The 15,676-nt window shown below is 37.5% G+C and carries 17 protein-coding genes and 1 pseudogene; 10 read left to right on the forward strand and 8 right to left on the reverse strand.

Annotation, left to right across the window (positions count from 1 at the left end; all coding sequences use genetic code 11):
* The 3 genes and pseudogenes from ABES03_RS19900 to ABES03_RS19910 all read right to left on the reverse strand — a co-directional run.
* Positions 1 to 335 (reverse strand): annotated as a pseudogene (locus tag ABES03_RS19900) (gluconate permease); the annotation flags it as partial.
* A gap of 179 nt (positions 336 to 514) precedes the next feature.
* Complete coding sequence (gntK, locus tag ABES03_RS19905; RefSeq protein WP_430119928.1) at positions 515 to 2,050, reverse strand: gluconokinase; 1,536 nt, start codon at positions 2,048 to 2,050, stop codon at positions 515 to 517.
* The gene (locus ABES03_RS19910; RefSeq protein ID WP_430119930.1) at positions 2,043 to 2,774 is read right to left on the reverse strand and encodes a GntR family transcriptional regulator; all 732 of its coding nucleotides are present in this window, start codon (positions 2,772 to 2,774) and stop codon (positions 2,043 to 2,045) included. Before ABES03_RS19910 ends, gntK begins: the two co-directional genes overlap by 8 nt.
* Positions 2,775 to 2,980: 206 nt before the next feature.
* Between ABES03_RS19910 and ABES03_RS19915 the strand changes: the two genes are divergently transcribed.
* Positions 2,981 to 3,160, forward strand: a complete 180-nt coding sequence (locus ABES03_RS19915) for a DUF2187 family protein (protein ID WP_430119932.1) — start codon at positions 2,981 to 2,983, stop codon at positions 3,158 to 3,160.
* A 175-nt stretch (positions 3,161 to 3,335) separates the two neighbouring features.
* Positions 3,336 to 4,001, forward strand: a complete 666-nt coding sequence (locus ABES03_RS19920; RefSeq protein WP_430119934.1) for a carbonate dehydratase — start codon at positions 3,336 to 3,338, stop codon at positions 3,999 to 4,001.
* 60 nt (positions 4,002 to 4,061) lie between these two features.
* Here the strand turns inward: ABES03_RS19920 and ABES03_RS19925 are convergent, their stop codons facing one another.
* From ABES03_RS19925 to ABES03_RS19945, 5 genes are all read right to left on the reverse strand, one after another.
* The gene (locus ABES03_RS19925; RefSeq protein ID WP_430119936.1) at positions 4,062 to 4,286 is read right to left on the reverse strand and encodes a hypothetical protein; all 225 of its coding nucleotides are present in this window, start codon (positions 4,284 to 4,286) and stop codon (positions 4,062 to 4,064) included.
* 186 nt (positions 4,287 to 4,472) lie between these two features.
* Positions 4,473 to 5,297 (reverse strand): RMD1 family protein, encoded by an 825-nt coding sequence (locus ABES03_RS19930; RefSeq protein ID WP_430119938.1) that lies wholly within the window; start codon positions 5,295 to 5,297, stop codon positions 4,473 to 4,475.
* A gap of 35 nt (positions 5,298 to 5,332) precedes the next feature.
* On the reverse strand, positions 5,333 to 5,977 hold the full coding sequence (locus ABES03_RS19935; protein ID WP_430119940.1) for a cell wall hydrolase: 645 nt from the start codon (positions 5,975 to 5,977) through the stop codon (positions 5,333 to 5,335).
* Positions 5,978 to 6,161: 184 nt separating this feature from the next.
* Positions 6,162 to 7,259, reverse strand: a complete 1,098-nt coding sequence (gene serC, locus ABES03_RS19940) for a 3-phosphoserine/phosphohydroxythreonine transaminase (RefSeq protein ID WP_430119942.1) — start codon at positions 7,257 to 7,259, stop codon at positions 6,162 to 6,164.
* Positions 7,260 to 7,443: 184 nt separating this feature from the next.
* Positions 7,444 to 7,662, reverse strand: a complete 219-nt coding sequence (locus ABES03_RS19945) for a hypothetical protein (RefSeq protein WP_430119944.1) — start codon at positions 7,660 to 7,662, stop codon at positions 7,444 to 7,446.
* A 102-nt stretch (positions 7,663 to 7,764) separates the two neighbouring features.
* Between ABES03_RS19945 and ABES03_RS19950 the strand changes: the two genes are divergently transcribed.
* From ABES03_RS19950 to ABES03_RS19985, 8 genes are all read left to right on the forward strand, one after another.
* A complete protein-coding gene (locus tag ABES03_RS19950; protein ID WP_430119946.1) occupies positions 7,765 to 8,559 on the forward strand; it encodes a formate/nitrite transporter family protein in 795 nt (264 codons plus the stop codon).
* A 40-nt stretch (positions 8,560 to 8,599) separates the two neighbouring features.
* On the forward strand, positions 8,600 to 11,581 hold the full coding sequence (gene fdhF, locus ABES03_RS19955) for a formate dehydrogenase subunit alpha (protein WP_430119947.1): 2,982 nt from the start codon (positions 8,600 to 8,602) through the stop codon (positions 11,579 to 11,581).
* The gene (locus tag ABES03_RS19960; RefSeq protein ID WP_430119949.1) at positions 11,556 to 12,053 is read left to right on the forward strand and encodes a DUF1641 domain-containing protein; all 498 of its coding nucleotides are present in this window, start codon (positions 11,556 to 11,558) and stop codon (positions 12,051 to 12,053) included. The genes fdhF and ABES03_RS19960 overlap by 26 nt, the downstream gene beginning before the upstream one ends.
* Positions 12,054 to 12,069: 16 nt before the next feature.
* Positions 12,070 to 12,294, forward strand: a complete 225-nt coding sequence (locus ABES03_RS19965; RefSeq protein ID WP_430119951.1) for a heavy-metal-associated domain-containing protein — start codon at positions 12,070 to 12,072, stop codon at positions 12,292 to 12,294.
* Positions 12,291 to 12,431: a hypothetical protein gene (locus ABES03_RS19970; protein WP_430119953.1), complete on the forward strand. Its 141-nt coding sequence runs from the start codon at positions 12,291 to 12,293 to the stop codon at positions 12,429 to 12,431. The genes ABES03_RS19965 and ABES03_RS19970 overlap by 4 nt, the downstream gene beginning before the upstream one ends.
* Positions 12,432 to 12,516: 85 nt before the next feature.
* Entirely contained in the window at positions 12,517 to 13,311 is a 795-nt protein-coding gene (fdhD, locus tag ABES03_RS19975; RefSeq protein ID WP_430119955.1) for a formate dehydrogenase accessory sulfurtransferase FdhD, read from the forward strand.
* A gap of 370 nt (positions 13,312 to 13,681) precedes the next feature.
* Positions 13,682 to 14,860, forward strand: a complete 1,179-nt coding sequence (locus ABES03_RS19980; RefSeq protein WP_430119957.1) for a NupC/NupG family nucleoside CNT transporter — start codon at positions 13,682 to 13,684, stop codon at positions 14,858 to 14,860.
* Between the two features lie 106 nt (positions 14,861 to 14,966).
* Entirely contained in the window at positions 14,967 to 15,584 is a 618-nt protein-coding gene (locus ABES03_RS19985) for an AmiS/UreI family transporter (protein ID WP_430119958.1), read from the forward strand.
* The last annotated feature ends 92 nt before the right edge of the window (positions 15,585 to 15,676 follow it).

Genomic DNA, 15,676 nt, shown 5'->3' on the forward strand with positions numbered 1-15,676 from the left:
AAAGCAATACCGATAATGAATGATGCTGCTACTACAGCCCACTGAATATTCTTTTCTCCAAATTTATTTACGAGAGTCATCGCAATTCGCTGCGCGCCTCCTGAATCTGCAATTAATTTACCCAGCATAGCACCAAGTCCGAAGATTAATGCTATATGTCCGAGTGTTCCACCTAATCCTGCTTCAATTGTTGCGATGATTTCATCTAATTTCATTCCAAGTGCTATGGCCACACCGAATGAGACAACGATCAGTGAAACGAAGGTGTTTAATTTTAAACCCATGATTAATACGAGTAAAGCTAAAATCCCTATTGCTACAATAACCAATGGCATTGTAATTCCCCCTATAATGCTTTTATTTTTATTAATTCCGCTTTAGCGGTGGTAGAACCCAAAAGTAAGAAGTTTTTAAGTTATCCTCACCAGAATATTTGCTGGTAAGCGCTGTCAAATAAGTGAAATGTGTTTCACCACCGGTGGGGGAGAGAGTTAAATCCCCACCTAGGCGTGAACTACTTTATTAGGCTTCTTTGATAATTGGCAATCCGCGTATAGTCCTCTTCTAATGCTCTAGACAAGTTAATAAAGATAGGCACCAGTTGGCGATATTCTTTCGCAGCCTCTTCTTTAGGTGCATGTTTATGGGTACTGCCAATCATTTCAGAAACTACTTCAAATGAATTAATTTTTCCTGTTGCATAAAGCCCTAAAATACAAGCACCCAAACAGGAACTTTCATAACTTTCTGGTACGACAACTTCCAAATCAAAGATATCAGACATCATTTGTCTCCACACATCTGATCTGGCAAAGCCACCAGTTGCTTGGATTCGTGTAACAGGACCTTCCATACATTCAATCAGTGCTAAGAATACAGTATATAAATTGAAAATGACGCCTTCGAGGGCTGCGCGAATCATATGTTCTTTCTTATGTGACAAGGTTAGCCCGAAAAATGAACCGCGTACATCAGGATTCCATAATGGTGCTCGTTCACCCGCAAGGAAAGGGTGGAAGAGTAATCCATCTGATCCAGGTCTTACGCGTTCAGCAATTTTGGTTAAAACATCATATGGATCAATCCCAAGTCTTTTCGCTGTTTCAACTTCAGATGCGGCAAATTCATCTCTAATCCAACGTAGAACCATTCCTCCATTATTAACAGGCCCGCCTATGACCCAATGCTTGTCCGTTAATGCGTAGCAAAAAATACGGCCTTTTTCATCCGTCTGCGGTTGATCAATAATGGTTCGAATGGCACCGCTTGTCCCAATTGTTACAGCAATTTCGCCTTTTCCGATCGCATTAACCCCGAGATTAGAAAGTACCCCATCACTTGCACCTATTACAAAAGGAGTCTGTGGGTCAATTCCCATTTGTTTAGCTAATTCAGGATTACAATTTGTAAAGATCTCAGTTGTTGGCACGAGCCTAGATAACTGGTCCCGTGTAATACCAGCAATCACTAGAGCTTCCCCGTCCCAATCTAGTTTTTTGAGATTCATCATACCCATGGCTGAAGCGAGAGAATAGTCGACCACATATTGATTAAAGAACTTTTTAAAAATGTATTCTTTAATTCCAATATACTTTTTAGCTTTGGTAGCGATTTCAGGACGGTCATTTACTATCCATGTAATTTTACTTAATGGAGACATAGGATGAATCGGTGTTCCGGTTCGTTTGTATACTTCATGCCCATTCAATTCATCCTTTATTTTATGCGCCCAGGCTTCACTTCGATTATCTGCCCAGGTAATGCATGGTGTAAGTGGTTCATCATTTTTATCAATGGCAATGAGACTATGCATCGCACTACTAAAAGAAACAAACGATAATTTTTTGTGAGAATGTTGTTTCATAATTTTAGTAATCGCAGATGTCACAGCAGTAAAAATTTCTTCTGGGTCTTGTTCAGCAGTTGAAATATCAGGTGTATAAAGAGGGTATCCAATATTCTCTTGCTGAATTACTTCACCTTGTTCACTAAATAACACTGCTTTAGTACTAGTCGTACCAATGTCAATACCTAACATATAGTTAGTCATTTTCTCGCACTACTCCTTTAGAAAGCATTTGTTGCGACATCCAAAGGTCTTCTACTTTACCTTGAACATCATCAAAGTTTTGGTGTAAAGATTGAATCATGAGGTCTCTATTCTTAGTTTTGATGGCTTCAATATAAAGCTGATGATTTTCAACAATTCGTGGGAAGTCTTCGTATTTTTCCTTTAAACGCACGCGCATTGATAAAAGAATGAAGGCTTCCATAACAGGTTTTGCATTATTCCAGATCATCATGATATAAGAATGATTAATTGCCCGAATGATCGTTTCATGGAATAAGACATCCTGATAGGAAAACTCGTCAGCATCTTTATATTTTATGGCAATCTTCATCATTTCAAGGATTTTACTTAATTCTTGAACTAACTCAGTTGTCTCTTGTTTGACTAGACGTTCAAATACAAACGTTTCTATCAATAGTCGAACATCGTATATTTCTTCTATTTCCTTCTCTGTTAAACCAATAACAACAGCACCCATTCTTTCTAATCGAATCATATTTTCGGAAGCCAGTACTTTTAACGCTTCACGAATGGGTGAGCGGCTCACATTAAAATCTGCGGCTAATTTATTTTCTGATAATATGGTACCGCTTTCAATCAATCCGGAAATAATACGCATTCTAAGTTCTGAAGTTATGCGATCACCTGTGGAAGCTTTTGAAAGCCATTTTTGTGGATAGAGTGATTCCTGTCCTTGCAACATTTTGTCACCTTCTATTAAATCAAGTATACTTGTATACAAGTATTATAAAACAGTTTTTCAAAAATGCAAGCGTTTTATTTTTCACTTTGAAACAAGGGTATACTTGTATACAAGTATTATAAGACGGATTTTAGAAAATGCAAGCGTTTTATTTTTAAGAGTTTACCCTAACAAGCTTTTGGATATTATAAATCTGAGGTGATGGAATGGCTACTGCAAAAATTGGCGATGTAATTTCCTTCAAACGTGATGGGAAAGATCTTGAAGGAGAGGTTTCCGCAATAAGGGAAAATTCCGTAATGGTTAAATACGGTTTTTCAAAAGATAAAGGAGAACCCCTTATTACGGTTGTAAATCATAAAAATTATAAAATTAAAAAGTCATAAATGAATTTGTATTAGGCATCATCAGAAAATAGATGGTGCTTTTTTTTTCTTTCCTTAGAAGTTTTAAATGCTCTGCTCTTTTGCAGAATTACATTCACATAGAACATAATCATAAAAACCTTTTAGCTGTAGTATGAATAATTTAACAAACTGTCATCTAAAGGGGGTAAATCTATTGTGGAATCACCCGACGATTCCGATTGGCCCATTTAATATGTATAGTTACTTGGTCAGTTTCAATCCTCCCACTACTGTAAATCCCAATCCAATTTTTCCTAAAATAAATAAAAATGCATTTTTGAGTCCATTTACCTATATTGTGGGAGATGTATCCATTCACGCACATACGTATATCGGTCCATTTGTCAGTATTCGTGCGGATGAAGGGACTCCTTTTTATATAGGAAAAAATAGTAATTTACAAGATGGTGTGATTCTTCATGGGTTGAAAAAACAATACGTGAAGGTTAATAATAACCAATATTCGATTTACATTGGCAACAGTGTATCGTGCGCCCATGGATCATTGATTCATGGCCCATGTCAGATTGATGACCATGTTTTTATTGGGTTTAAGGCGATAGTTTATAACGCACAAGTGGGAGAGCGATGCTATATCTCGACTGGAGCAGTTATCACAGGTGGAGTAAAGCTAAAGGAAGGCAGCTTTGTTCCTCCCGGTGCTCATATCAACACACAGAAAAAAGCAGATGCCTTATCATCAGTACCGAACACGGAAGAGGAGTTTGCGAGAGAAGTGCAAAGGGTAAATCAGGAATTTCCTTTCGCTTATTCACATTTATTTGGAAATGCAAGATGTTCATGTGGGTTAACCTGCTGAAGAAAAAGAACTTCGAGCTACTTGATAATAAATAACTGATATCAAATAGCCCATTTATCATTAATAATAAAAAGGATAGGAAGCCCCAGGTGGTCTCCACGATGGGTTACCATAATAACCATAACTTGTCCCAGGTTGATGAATAGTTGGCACTAAGTGATTGTGAGAAGTAAAGGGATTATGAGAAGGATTATGGTTAGAATGTTGAAGAGTAGAATGGTTGTATTTCGCCAAACACGCACCAGGTTGTCCAGGATGTGAGCCAGTTGTAATCGTATAAGACAATCGTAACACCTCTTTCTAGAAGTTTTCCCTATATAATATGTGCGATCGTTTTTTACGTTACCTAAAACTCTTGAAAATGTACTTTATAAAATAGCTCATCTACAAAAAATAAGGCCGTAGGAATTGATGTTGTTTAAGAGAGAACTTCTTTCCCACGGTCTTATTTGGCAAGTATACAGTGTCAAACTATATATTTTCTAAAATGGTCAGGAAAATCTCGACCACTATAAGAATAACAATAATCCATTCAACGAAAAGTCCTCGGATTGAATGACTAATGGTAGAGAAACCATCCATGATGTTATATAAAATATCCGTTTTGCTTTTCAAAATTTTATAACGGTCGTTTAATTCAAAAAATTCCGTCATTCGATCGTAAAATTCGTTTGCTGTGCTGTTAGACCATGTCATATCTGGTTTATCCAAAATCATAATATAGGCAAGGGTATTATACTCGTGACGTACAATTTTCGCAGTTGTCCTTGCTAATTCCTTGTTGCCGATTCGGAGTCTGCCTTTTTCCAGTCGGTCAATCATGGTCTCGAGTTTATCGTGGATTTTCCCAAGCTGTTCCTCCGTTTTCTCAAGAGCTACTGATTTGGCAAGCACGGTTGATATCAACTCAGGATAAAAACTCTCGTATAGAGGAACAACCACATATTCGTCAGTCAATTCGACAGGTTGGGATTCATTAATGTGGAGACTGTAATCATCCGTATATTTTTCTATATTTTTTAAATCTATGTCAGATTCGAAAGTATAAAGGAAGTTTAAAACTTTTGTGATTTCTTCTGCATGAGTATGATTAATGAATACAATACTTCCAAAGGAAAAAACAAGCACCATTTGAGTTTCATTTTTCTTTTTATCAAGGATGGATTCTAGGATTTCTCCTCTAAGAAATAAAGGTTGTTCCCATGTGAATTTTTTAGGAATCCCACAATGCATAGCGATCTGGTTTAAATCAATCTCGTTTGTAATTGCAAATGCTTTAAAGGTAATAGCTTCCATGGTTATCACTCTTTTCAGCGAATTTTCAGCTTCATTTATTTTTTGAATACATGGTGACCAATCACCAGTGTGGTCGCTCTAGAATCAAGCCAGCGACTAGTAGCTATAGCGGGATTATAAAAGAATAGGGATTTGGCAGCCATATTTCTCTTCTCTTTTAATGCTTCATTTACAGCCTTAATTGAATCCTCATCAGCTGGTTTATTAATTTCTCCATTTCGAACAGGTTGAAATTGTCCTTTTTGATAAATGACTTCTTTTATCGTGTTAGGAAAGGAGGAGCTGTCCACTCTGTTTAGAACCACACAGGCCACGGCAACTTTTCCTTGATAAGGCTCACTTTCTGCTTCTGCTCTTACTAATCTAGCTAACAACTCTATTTCGTTCTCAGAGTAACCCACTATGATTTTGGGTTGTGCTGGCTCCTTTTCTGAAAGAGTCGCTACCCCTTCAGGCGATTCAGTTGAATCCTCTGGTTTACTAGTATTAACAGTTTGTCCAACATATATTAAATCGATATTTTTAATTTGTGGATTAAGCCGTGAGAGTTCTTGTAAGCTAAGATGGTGGTCCCTGGCTATTTGCGTCATAGTATCTCCGCTTTTTACAGTGTGAGCAAAAGCGGGAGAAGCAAATAAGAGTGAAGCTACTACAGTTAGTGCTAAGATTAGTTTTTTCATCGTTCATTTCCCTCCTAGTTGATTTCACATGATTCTCTTATTAGTTTCTATTTCTATGAAAAGGAACAATAGATTAGTATTACAGTTTCGTAACAAGAGAAAAGCCTAGGGAAATAGAATACGAAAATAGTAGAACGGGATCAAAAAAATCACCTTCTCTAAAAGTTAGAGAGGGTGATTTTTACTAGCTATTTTTTGTTTGGAAATCGATCATAAACTCACTGAATGCCTTACATGCTTCAATTGGAACAGCATTATAAGAAGATACCCGGCATCCACCAATAGAGCGATGACCATTTATTCCTACAAAGCCTTCTTTTTTAGCCTGTTCTAAAAACTTCTTTTCTAATTCTTCTGTTTTTAGATTAAAGGTAAGATTCATTAGTGAACGGCTGTCCTTATCAGCATGACCAATATAGAAATCATTACTAGAGTCGATGGCTTCATAAATTAGTTTAGCTTTTTGTTCATTTCGTTCAGAAATAGCAGTTAATCCACCTAACTCACGGACCCAGTTAAGCACTTCTCCAAGCATGTAGATGCCAAAGGTAGGTGGTGTATTATACAGTGAATTGTTCTTAGCGTACGTGCTATATTTTAACATCGTTGGAACAGAGGTATTGGCTTGTTCTAAAAGGTCTTTCCGAATAATGACTACGGTTACTCCTGATGGACCTAGATTTTTCTGTGCTCCTGCGTAGATAAGGGCGAACTTGTTTACATCAATCGGCCTTGAAAGAATATCACTCGACATGTCTGCGATTAGTGGTACATCCCCACTGTCAGGAAAGTCCGTCCATTGAGTTCCGTAAATGGTATTGTTGGAAGTAAGATGTAAATAGGTATCTTCAGCATTGTACTGTAATTGGTCTATCTTTGGAATACTGCGATAATTACCTTCCTTAGTGGAAGCTGCATGATAGACATCTCCAAATAATTTAGCCTCTGAAAAGGCTTTTTCAGACCAAGAACCTGTCATTACATAACTAGCTTTTTTTCCCGACTTTAAAAAATTCATAGGAATCATTGAAAATTGAAGGCTTGCTCCACCTTGGAGGAAGAGAATTTCATAGGTATCTGGGATTGATAACAATTCTTTCATGTTGTTAATTGCCTGATTATGTACCTCTTCATAGGTACGGCTTCGATGACTAAGCTCCATGACAGACATTCCTGTACCTCGAAAATCAATCAGTTCTGCCTGTGCTTTCTCTAAGACTGAAAAAGGTAAAGCGGAAGGACCTGCATTAAAATTATAGGTACGGTGTACTTGCAATTTCATTTACCTCACTCCATTTTTCGTTTATTTGACTATACCATATTTTGAAAAATTTAAATAATAAAAATTTTAACGCTTTAAAGAGAATATGTAAATGAGGAACTGAAAATAAAAAGCTCAAAAATTCTCCATTTATAAATAAAGAATTTTTGAGCTTTTTTTTTAATAAATTGTCGTGCAGTTATTTTTAGTGAAGCATATAAACCTCAGTATGTGGTGGTTGTTCAAGTTTGGTTGTTTTTAAGCGGCCTTCAGCAACTAAACTCTTTAAACCATTCTCAACCTCGGTACAAGGTATACCAAGTAAATCAGCCACTTTTACGCTGGAAATAGACATGTATTTTGGTCGATGTGTTGATGAGATAATCATGGACTGGACATATTGAAATAGATTCTCTTGTTCCAAAATGAAACCACCCTTCAATTTTAGTCTTTTAAAATTAGTTTTTAATAAAATTCCCATAAAAGTAAATATTAATTCTTGAACCCATTAAGGAGGAAATGAGAAATGGCATTTCTTAAACCGTATGAAATAGCTGAAATTGCAATTGATGCAGGAACAAAAAAAGCAAAGCTTCCGGTCAATAAGGTGTTCATATTAGGAATTCTAGGTGGTGCTTTTATCTCAATTGGTTTTCTCCTAGATATTCGTGTAACAGCAAATCTCCCTAAGGATTGGGGAAGCTTTGGATCGTTTTTAGGAGCAGCTGTGTTCCCGCTTGGTCTCATTTTAATTCTTTTAGCAGGTGGAGAACTGTTAACAGGAAATATGATGGCGGTTGCCATGGGGTTTTTCGCGAAAAAGGTATCATTAGGAAGGCTTATGTACAATTGGTTTTGGATTACAGTTAGTAATTTTATTGGTGCTATTTTTGTAGCTTATATTTTCGGTCATGTAGTAGGGCTAACAAGTGAAGGTCCATTTCTTGAGAAAACCGTTGCCATTGCACAAGCCAAGTTAGATGAAGGGTTTTGGGCTTGTTTTTTCTCTGCCATAGGCTGCAATTGGTTAGTGGGTCTTGCATGCTGGCTATCCTATGGATCCCAAGAAATGAGCGGTAAGATTTTGTCCATTTGGTTTCCAATTATGGGCTTTGTGGCGATTGGGTTTCAACATGTTGTAGCAAACATGTTTCTAATACCTGCAGCAATCTTCGCAGACCATTTTACATGGGCCGATTTTTTTAGGAATTTTATACCTGTTATTATAGGAAATGCAGTTGGCGGAAGTATCTTTGTTTCACTTGCCTATTGGTTATCGTATAAAGATTACATAAAAAAAGATGCTGTATTGAAATCCTAATATTTATAGATAAAATGACCGAAAAAAAGGAGGTACTAACATGGAAGAGTCAACTTTTTCGGTAGAGATTAATGGGAAAGAGTACAAAGCGAGACCCGGACAAACTATTTTAGAGGTGGCAAGGGAAAACGACGAATTTATACCCTCAATCTGCTATCACCCTAATTTAGGAACCATTCAAACATGTGATACTTGCTATGTAAATGTAGGAGGTAATCTCGTTCGATCTTGTGCTACAAAAGCGGAAGCGGGAATGGAGGTAGATAGCCAATCCTCTATGGCAAGAGAGGCTCAAAATGAGGGAATTAACCGTATTTTAAAAAATCATGAACTCTATTGTACGGTTTGTGATAACAATAACGGAAATTGTACGATTCATAATACGGTTGAGCTAATGGAGGTGGAACATCAAAAGTATCCGTTTGAGGCAAAGCCGTATCCTCCGGATAATTCTAATCCATTTTATAGATATGAGCCAGATCAATGTATTTTGTGTGGTAGATGTGTGGAAGCATGTCAGGACCTCCAGGTAAATGAGACATTAACGATTGATTGGAATCGAGAGAAACCACGTGTAATTTGGGATAACGATGTTCCGATTGATCAATCCTCCTGTGTTTCTTGCGGTCATTGTGTGAGTGCATGTCCGTGCAACGCATTGATGGAAAAATCAATGCTGGGAAATGCTGGCTTCTTAACAGGGATTCCTCCTAAAATCTTAGGACCGATGATTGATTTGACAAAAGAGGTGGAGCCAGGGTACAGAGAGATTTTCGCCATCTCTGAGGTAGAAGCGTCAATGAGGAAAGCACGGATTAAACGAACGAAAACCGTCTGTACATTTTGTGGAGTGGGATGCAGTTTTGAGGTATGGACAAAGGGTCGTGAAATCTTAAAGATTCAAACACATACCGAAGCCCCGGTAAATGGTATTTCAACCTGTGTGAAAGGAAAATGGGGTTGGGATTTTGTTAATAGTGATGAGCGATTAACGAAACCATTAATTCGCAAAGGGAATGAGTTTGTGGAGTCAACTTGGGAGGAGGCACTTGATCTGGTAGCTCACAAACTTGGGCATATCAAACGAGAATATGGTCCCGATTCAATCGGCTATATCGCTTCTTCTAAATGCTCTAATGAGGAAAATTATTTATTTCAAAAATTTGCCCGTGCAGTGATGGAAACAAATAATGTTGATAACTGTTCGAGGTATTGTCAATCTCCAGCAACTGCGGGTTTATTAAGAACCGTAGGGTACGGAGGTGACTCCGGAACGATGGAAGACATTATCAAATCTGAACTGATTATTATCGTTGGTGCAAATCCTGCAGAGTCACATCCTGTTTTAGCCACACGAATTAAACGTGCACATAAATTACATGGTCAAAAGTTAATCGTTGCAGACTTAAGGGAAAATGAGTTGGCGCAGCGGGCTAATCTTCATGTTCATCCCAAGCCTAGTACGGATCTAATTTGGATTTCGGCTGTAACGAAGTACATTTTAGAACAAAAATGGGAGGATACAGAATTTTTGAACCACCGAGTTGGTGGCCTAGAAAAATATATTGAAAGTCTTGAAAAATTCACTCTAGCATACGCAGAGGAAATGACAGGATTAAGCCAAGATACCTTAATTCAAATAGCAGAAATGATCCATAGTTCGAAGTCCGCCTGTATTTTATGGGCTATGGGCGTTACCCAGCATAAAGGAGCAACAGACACAAGCACTGCCATTTCCAATTTGCTCTTGATTACTGGGAACTATGGGCGCCCTGGAACAGGTGCTTACCCACTTCGCGGTCATAATAATGTACAAGGAGCTTGTGATTTTGGTACCATGCCGACATGGATGCCAGGTTATGAACCAGTGCAAGATCCTGAGGTTCGTGAAAAATATGAAAAAGCCTGGGGAGTCAAGCTTCCAGAAGAACCAGGAATGGATAACCATCACATGGTAGAAGGCATGGATAAAGGAAAACTAAAAGCACTCTACTTATTTGGAGAAGACATGTCGCTCGTGGATGCAAACTCAAATCATGTGAATTCTGCATTTGAACGTTTAGAGTTTTTTGTGGTTCAAGATATCTTTTTCAGTAAGACTGCACAGTTTGCTGATGTCATTTTACCGGCCGCTCCAAGTCTAGAGAAAGATGGGACATTTACAAATACAGAACGAAGAATTCAACGTTTCCATAAAGTATTTGAGCCACTTGGAGAATCAAAACCTGACTGGGAAATCTTCCAAGAGGTAGCTAACAGACTCGGAGCAAATTGGAACTATCAGCATCCAAGCGAAATCATGGATGAGGCGGCAAGTCTTGCTAAATTGTTTGCTGGTGTTAGCTATGAGAGGTTAGATGGGTGGAATAGTCAAGTATGGCCGGTTTTAAAAGATGGCTCAAGTACTCCACTTTTATACGAAAATCGCTTTGCTTTACCAGAAGGAAAAGCAAGGTTGGTACCAGTTGATTGGACGCCGCCTTTCATCTCAGGGGAGGAGTACGATTTACATTTAAATAACGGTCGCTTGCTAGAGCATTTCCACGAAGGAAATATGACCTATCAATCAGAGGGCTTAACCCATAAGGTTCCGCATCCATGGCTAGAGGTCTCGCTTGACCTCGCAAAAGAGCGTAATCTCGAGGATGGTACGTTAGTTAGGCTGACTTCTCCATATGGCCAAGTAAAAGTACGTGTAATGGTTACTGATCGAGTGAAAGGAAACGAACTATACCTGACGATGAACACGAGGGAAGATTACGAAGCGGTAAACCGACTGACAAGTAGCTACCATGACATTGTGACTCATACACCTGCTTACAAAGAAACGGGCGTTAAGATGGAAGTTCTTGAAGTGAAAGGAGAACCACCGCTGCCAAAACATAATCATCGATTTGGGAATAGACTTCCGCAGATCAGTGTGAAAGTAGAGGACAAATGGAATCGTTCCGATTTCACTCCGATTCCAGAAATGATTGAATTAAGGGGCGACGAATATGGCGAAGGCAATTACGCAAATTAGGGAAGTACCAAGACCGGAGATAGAGCAGGAACAGGCAATGACTGAGATTATGAGCGAGATTGTTGCAAATAAGGATGTAATTTTAAAAACCATTCGCATTATGAAGGGTCTTCAGGAAACAAAAGTATTAGATGTGGTTGAATCAATGATTGACCAGCGAACTGAGATTGGTGCGATTGCAATTCAACAAGTAAATCAACCTGCAATAAGAAACGTTATCAAAAATGCAATGAATGCCTTCTCGTTTTTAGGTGAACTTCAGCCTGGTGAAGTTTCTGACGTATTGGAGGGACTGTCTCATGGATTTAAACGTATGGCTGAATCCGGACAAGAGGGGAAGAAGCAAAGTAGTCTTTGGCAGTTAAGGAAAAGACTGTGGAGTAGGGAAATGCGCGCAGCCATGACAAGTATGATGAATTTTATGGATGGACTAGGTGAGGTATTCTTACGTAACAGACGAGAAAACTCATAACGGGAGGCTGAACAGATTGGAAACGCGGGTTGTAACCGTTAAAAACATGGCAAACCAGCAGGATGCAAATAAGATTCTTAAAGCCATCGAGCATGTATGGGGGATTACCAAAGCAGAGGTTAACCTATCAAAAAGCCAAGCTAGTTTTAGCTTTGATGAAAAGATGGCCTCGGTTCAGGATTTTGAACAAGCAATGATCGAATCAGGGTTCGAAATCACCAACCAGGAGGAGTCAAAATGAAAGTTTGCGAAATATGTGGGTTGCAGGAAGACACGGAACAAAATGTGGTGGGAGCAATCGAATCGGTCATCCTTCATGTTTGTAAAAGCTGCCAGGAAGATAGGAAGTGGCATACTTTCGATGACCCTATAGAGTAAGTCGAAGATTTAGGTCTCATTGGTCTTTTTAAGAGATTAAATAGTGACTATTAAGCAAATATTTTACTACAGCGGGTGAAATACTTTGAAACCAATTGAGGTTAAACGGGAGATTCTTCGGCTTGGAAAAGGATATACCGAACAGATAGAAGATAGCGTGGTAACAGAATATCCAGTAACTATCAAAATAAATGGTGAGGAATTTGTCACGCTTATATGTTCCCCAGAGTATATTGAAGATTTAGTGGTTGGATTCTTAGCTTCAGAAGGAATCATTCGGAAGTATGAGGAAATTATAGAGGTTTGGATGGATGAGCACAATGGTTTTGTTCACGTGCAGACCAATAATACTAATCCTTACTATCAAAGGTTTCATAATAAACGCTATATCACCTCATGCTGTGGAATGAGTAGACCAGGTTTTGTTTTTGTTAATGATGCAATGCATATTAGGAAGAAGAATACAGTCCGAACGAAAATATCTTCTGATGAATGCTTTAAGCTTATGAATGAGCTACAGCAATCTTCGATTATTTTTAAAAGCACCGGAGGCGTTCATAACGCCTCTCTATGTACAGTCGATCAAATGTTAATAAGCCGGATGGATATTGGCCGTCATAATGCTCTGGACAAAATATATGGTTATTGTCTAAAAAATAATATTTCTCTTCAAAATAAATTACTTGTGTTTAGCGGCAGGATTTCATCAGAAATCCTCGTAAAGGCAGCAAAAATCGGATGTGAAATGGTCCTATCAAAATCAGCACCAACTGAATTGGCCTTACAGCTTGCCGAACAACTAGGCATCACCACCATCGGCTTCATTCGCAATGAAACCCTAAACGTCTATACCTGCCCCGAAAGACTAGAAGTAGTCTAGGTCACTTTAAGGTGTCAGGCACCATTCGTGTACATTTGTCTTTGTGGAGGGGACAGCATGCTCTGTATAATCCATCAGTGACAAGCTGATGGATGTTTTTTTGTTTTTCTAGGATAGTCCTTAGATTTTTAAAGTTTCGCAATATTTCATATGTTAATTTACAAAATTTCAGTAATTTTCAAACCATGTGAATGTTTTTCCTTAAATATTGATAATTTCGTGAAGAAAATCGAAATCCTTAAAAAATGTTTTTACATTTTTTCAAATATCACTTAACATTTGTTCAATACATATGTTATATTAGTTCTGTTCTTAAAAATGTAAGCGCAACATTTTCATCAAGATTAATTACAACATTGTGGAGGAAACTATGAAATACATTATTGCTATTATCGGATTACTTATTGTTTTTGGACTAGCTTATGTAGCTAGTAATAACCGAAAGAATATTAAAATTAAACCTGTTATTATGATGATTATTATTCAAATCCTTCTGGCTTGGTTATTATTAAATACAAAGTTCGGTCTGGTATTAGTTAAAGGGTTTGCTGATGTTTTTAGTAAATTATTAGAATATGCAGCAAGCGGAATTTCATTTGTGTTTGGCGGACTTGCGAATAAAGGAGAAATGTCTTTCTTCCTTGAAGTATTACTACCAATTGTTTTTATTTCAGTACTAATCGGAATTTTACAGCATTTTAAAATACTCCCTATCATTATGAAAGCAATTGGATTATTGTTAAGCAAAATAAATGGCATGGGTAAATTAGAGTCTTACAACGCAGTTGCTTCTGCAATTGTCGGCCAGTCTGAAGTGTTTATTACTGTTAAAAAGCAACTCGGACAACTACAACCACACCGTTTATATACTTTATGTGCTTCAGCCATGTCTACTGTATCAATGTCAATTGTCGGTGCATATATGACGATGATAGAACCAAGATACGTTGTAACAGCACTTGTGATTAACTTATTTGGAGGATTTATTATTTCATCCATCATTAATCCATATACGGTGACAGAAAGCGAAGACATTCTTATTATTCAGGAAGAAAAACAAAGCTTCTTTGAAATGATTGGGGAATATATTATTGATGGTTTTAAAGTTGCCATCATTGTTGGTGCCATGTTGATTGGGTTTGTTGCTTTAATGGCAGGGATTAATAATATTTTTGAATTGATTTTAGGAATTTCATTTCAGGAAATTTTAGGTTATATATTTGCTCCGTTTGCCTTCATTATGGGTGTTCCATTTTCAGAAGCTGTTCGTGCGGGAGGAATTATGGCGACAAAGCTGGTAACAAATGAGTTTGTTGCCATGATGGATTTAGCAAAAATACAAGATAGCTTTACACCAAGGACTTTAGGAATAATATCTGTTTTCCTTGTTTCCTTTGCAAACTTCTCATCTATTGGTATTATTTCTGGAGCTGTCAAGAGCTTACATGAAAAACAAGGCAATACGGTAGCTCGATTTGGATTAAAACTATTATTTGGAGCAACATTAGTTAGTATTTTAACTTCAGTGATTGTAAGTATAGTTTTATAAATAATGATGAAAAAGCAATTTCTATACTAATTGATAGGTAGAAATTGCTTTTTCTCCTTTTGAAGGAGGGGAGTGTTGTGGAAACAGGCTTTTCACAACAAGTAGGATGAGTTTTGTTGGGTTATTTTTATCAGGTGCTGTATTATTTTTAAACAGTCTTATGCTATTAGGTAAGGCAGAAGCAAAAAGTGTTGGTATATTTAATATATTCGTAGGAACGATTCAAATAATAATTCCCACTTATTTAATGGTGGGAGCTGGTCAAAATAATTGGGATCTTTATAATGTCGCCTCCATTTTTTTATTTGGTTTAACCTATTTATACGTTGGTGTCACGGTATTGAGGGGGCTGGATGGCAGTGGTCTGGGTTGGTTTAGTTTATGGGTTGCAATAATCGGGGTTGTTTATACCTTTATATCTTTTATTCATTTTAATAATGTGGTTAACACGCTAACTTGGGGAATGTGGGCATTTTTATGGTTTTTATTCTTTTTATCAAATGCCCTAAATAAGAAAATTGACCATTATATTGGGATGGTTGCGTTTGTTCAATCATGGGTTACTCTTACAATTCCAGCTTTACTTTATTTTATCGGTGTCTGGGATACACCGTTGATAAACCAAATCTGGTTTTACGTTTTAACTGTCTCAATATTCTCTTTCATCTTAGGCCTTTTTAAATTTAAATTATCAATTAAAAAACATATTACTCAATATAATTAAATAAGCGTAAAGCCCCACAAAACCAAAAAACCGAGGTTTACTTCTCGGTTTTTTACTTTGGCTCTGTTAAATTTGCCTGTTGATTTCCGCTC

Source organism: Neobacillus rhizosphaerae (assembly GCF_050477885.1).
GTDB lineage: Bacteria > Bacillota > Bacilli > Bacillales > Cytobacillaceae > Neobacillus > Neobacillus rhizosphaerae_A.

Excerpts from the sequence above, each read along its gene's own strand:
- gntK (WP_430119928.1), bottom strand. The coding sequence starts at position 2,050 with ATGACTAACTATATGTTAGGTATTGACATTGGTACGACTAGTACTAAA.
- ABES03_RS19910 (WP_430119930.1), bottom strand. The coding sequence starts at position 2,774 with ATGTTGCAAGGACAGGAATCACTCTATCCACAAAAATGGCTTTCAAAA.
- ABES03_RS19915 (WP_430119932.1), top strand. The coding sequence starts at position 2,981 with ATGGCTACTGCAAAAATTGGCGATGTAATTTCCTTCAAACGTGATGGG.
- ABES03_RS19930 (WP_430119938.1), bottom strand. The coding sequence starts at position 5,297 with ATGGAAGCTATTACCTTTAAAGCATTTGCAATTACAAACGAGATTGAT.
- ABES03_RS19935 (WP_430119940.1), bottom strand. The coding sequence starts at position 5,977 with ATGAAAAAACTAATCTTAGCACTAACTGTAGTAGCTTCACTCTTATTT.
- serC (WP_430119942.1), bottom strand. The coding sequence starts at position 7,259 with ATGAAATTGCAAGTACACCGTACCTATAATTTTAATGCAGGTCCTTCC.
- ABES03_RS19950 (WP_430119946.1), top strand. The coding sequence starts at position 7,765 with ATGGCATTTCTTAAACCGTATGAAATAGCTGAAATTGCAATTGATGCA.
- fdhF (WP_430119947.1), top strand. The coding sequence starts at position 8,600 with ATGGAAGAGTCAACTTTTTCGGTAGAGATTAATGGGAAAGAGTACAAA.
- ABES03_RS19960 (WP_430119949.1), top strand. The coding sequence starts at position 11,556 with ATGGCGAAGGCAATTACGCAAATTAGGGAAGTACCAAGACCGGAGATA.
- ABES03_RS19970 (WP_430119953.1), top strand. The coding sequence starts at position 12,291 with ATGAAAGTTTGCGAAATATGTGGGTTGCAGGAAGACACGGAACAAAAT.
- ABES03_RS19980 (WP_430119957.1), top strand. The coding sequence starts at position 13,682 with ATGAAATACATTATTGCTATTATCGGATTACTTATTGTTTTTGGACTA.
- ABES03_RS19985 (WP_430119958.1), top strand. The coding sequence starts at position 14,967 with ATGAGTTTTGTTGGGTTATTTTTATCAGGTGCTGTATTATTTTTAAAC.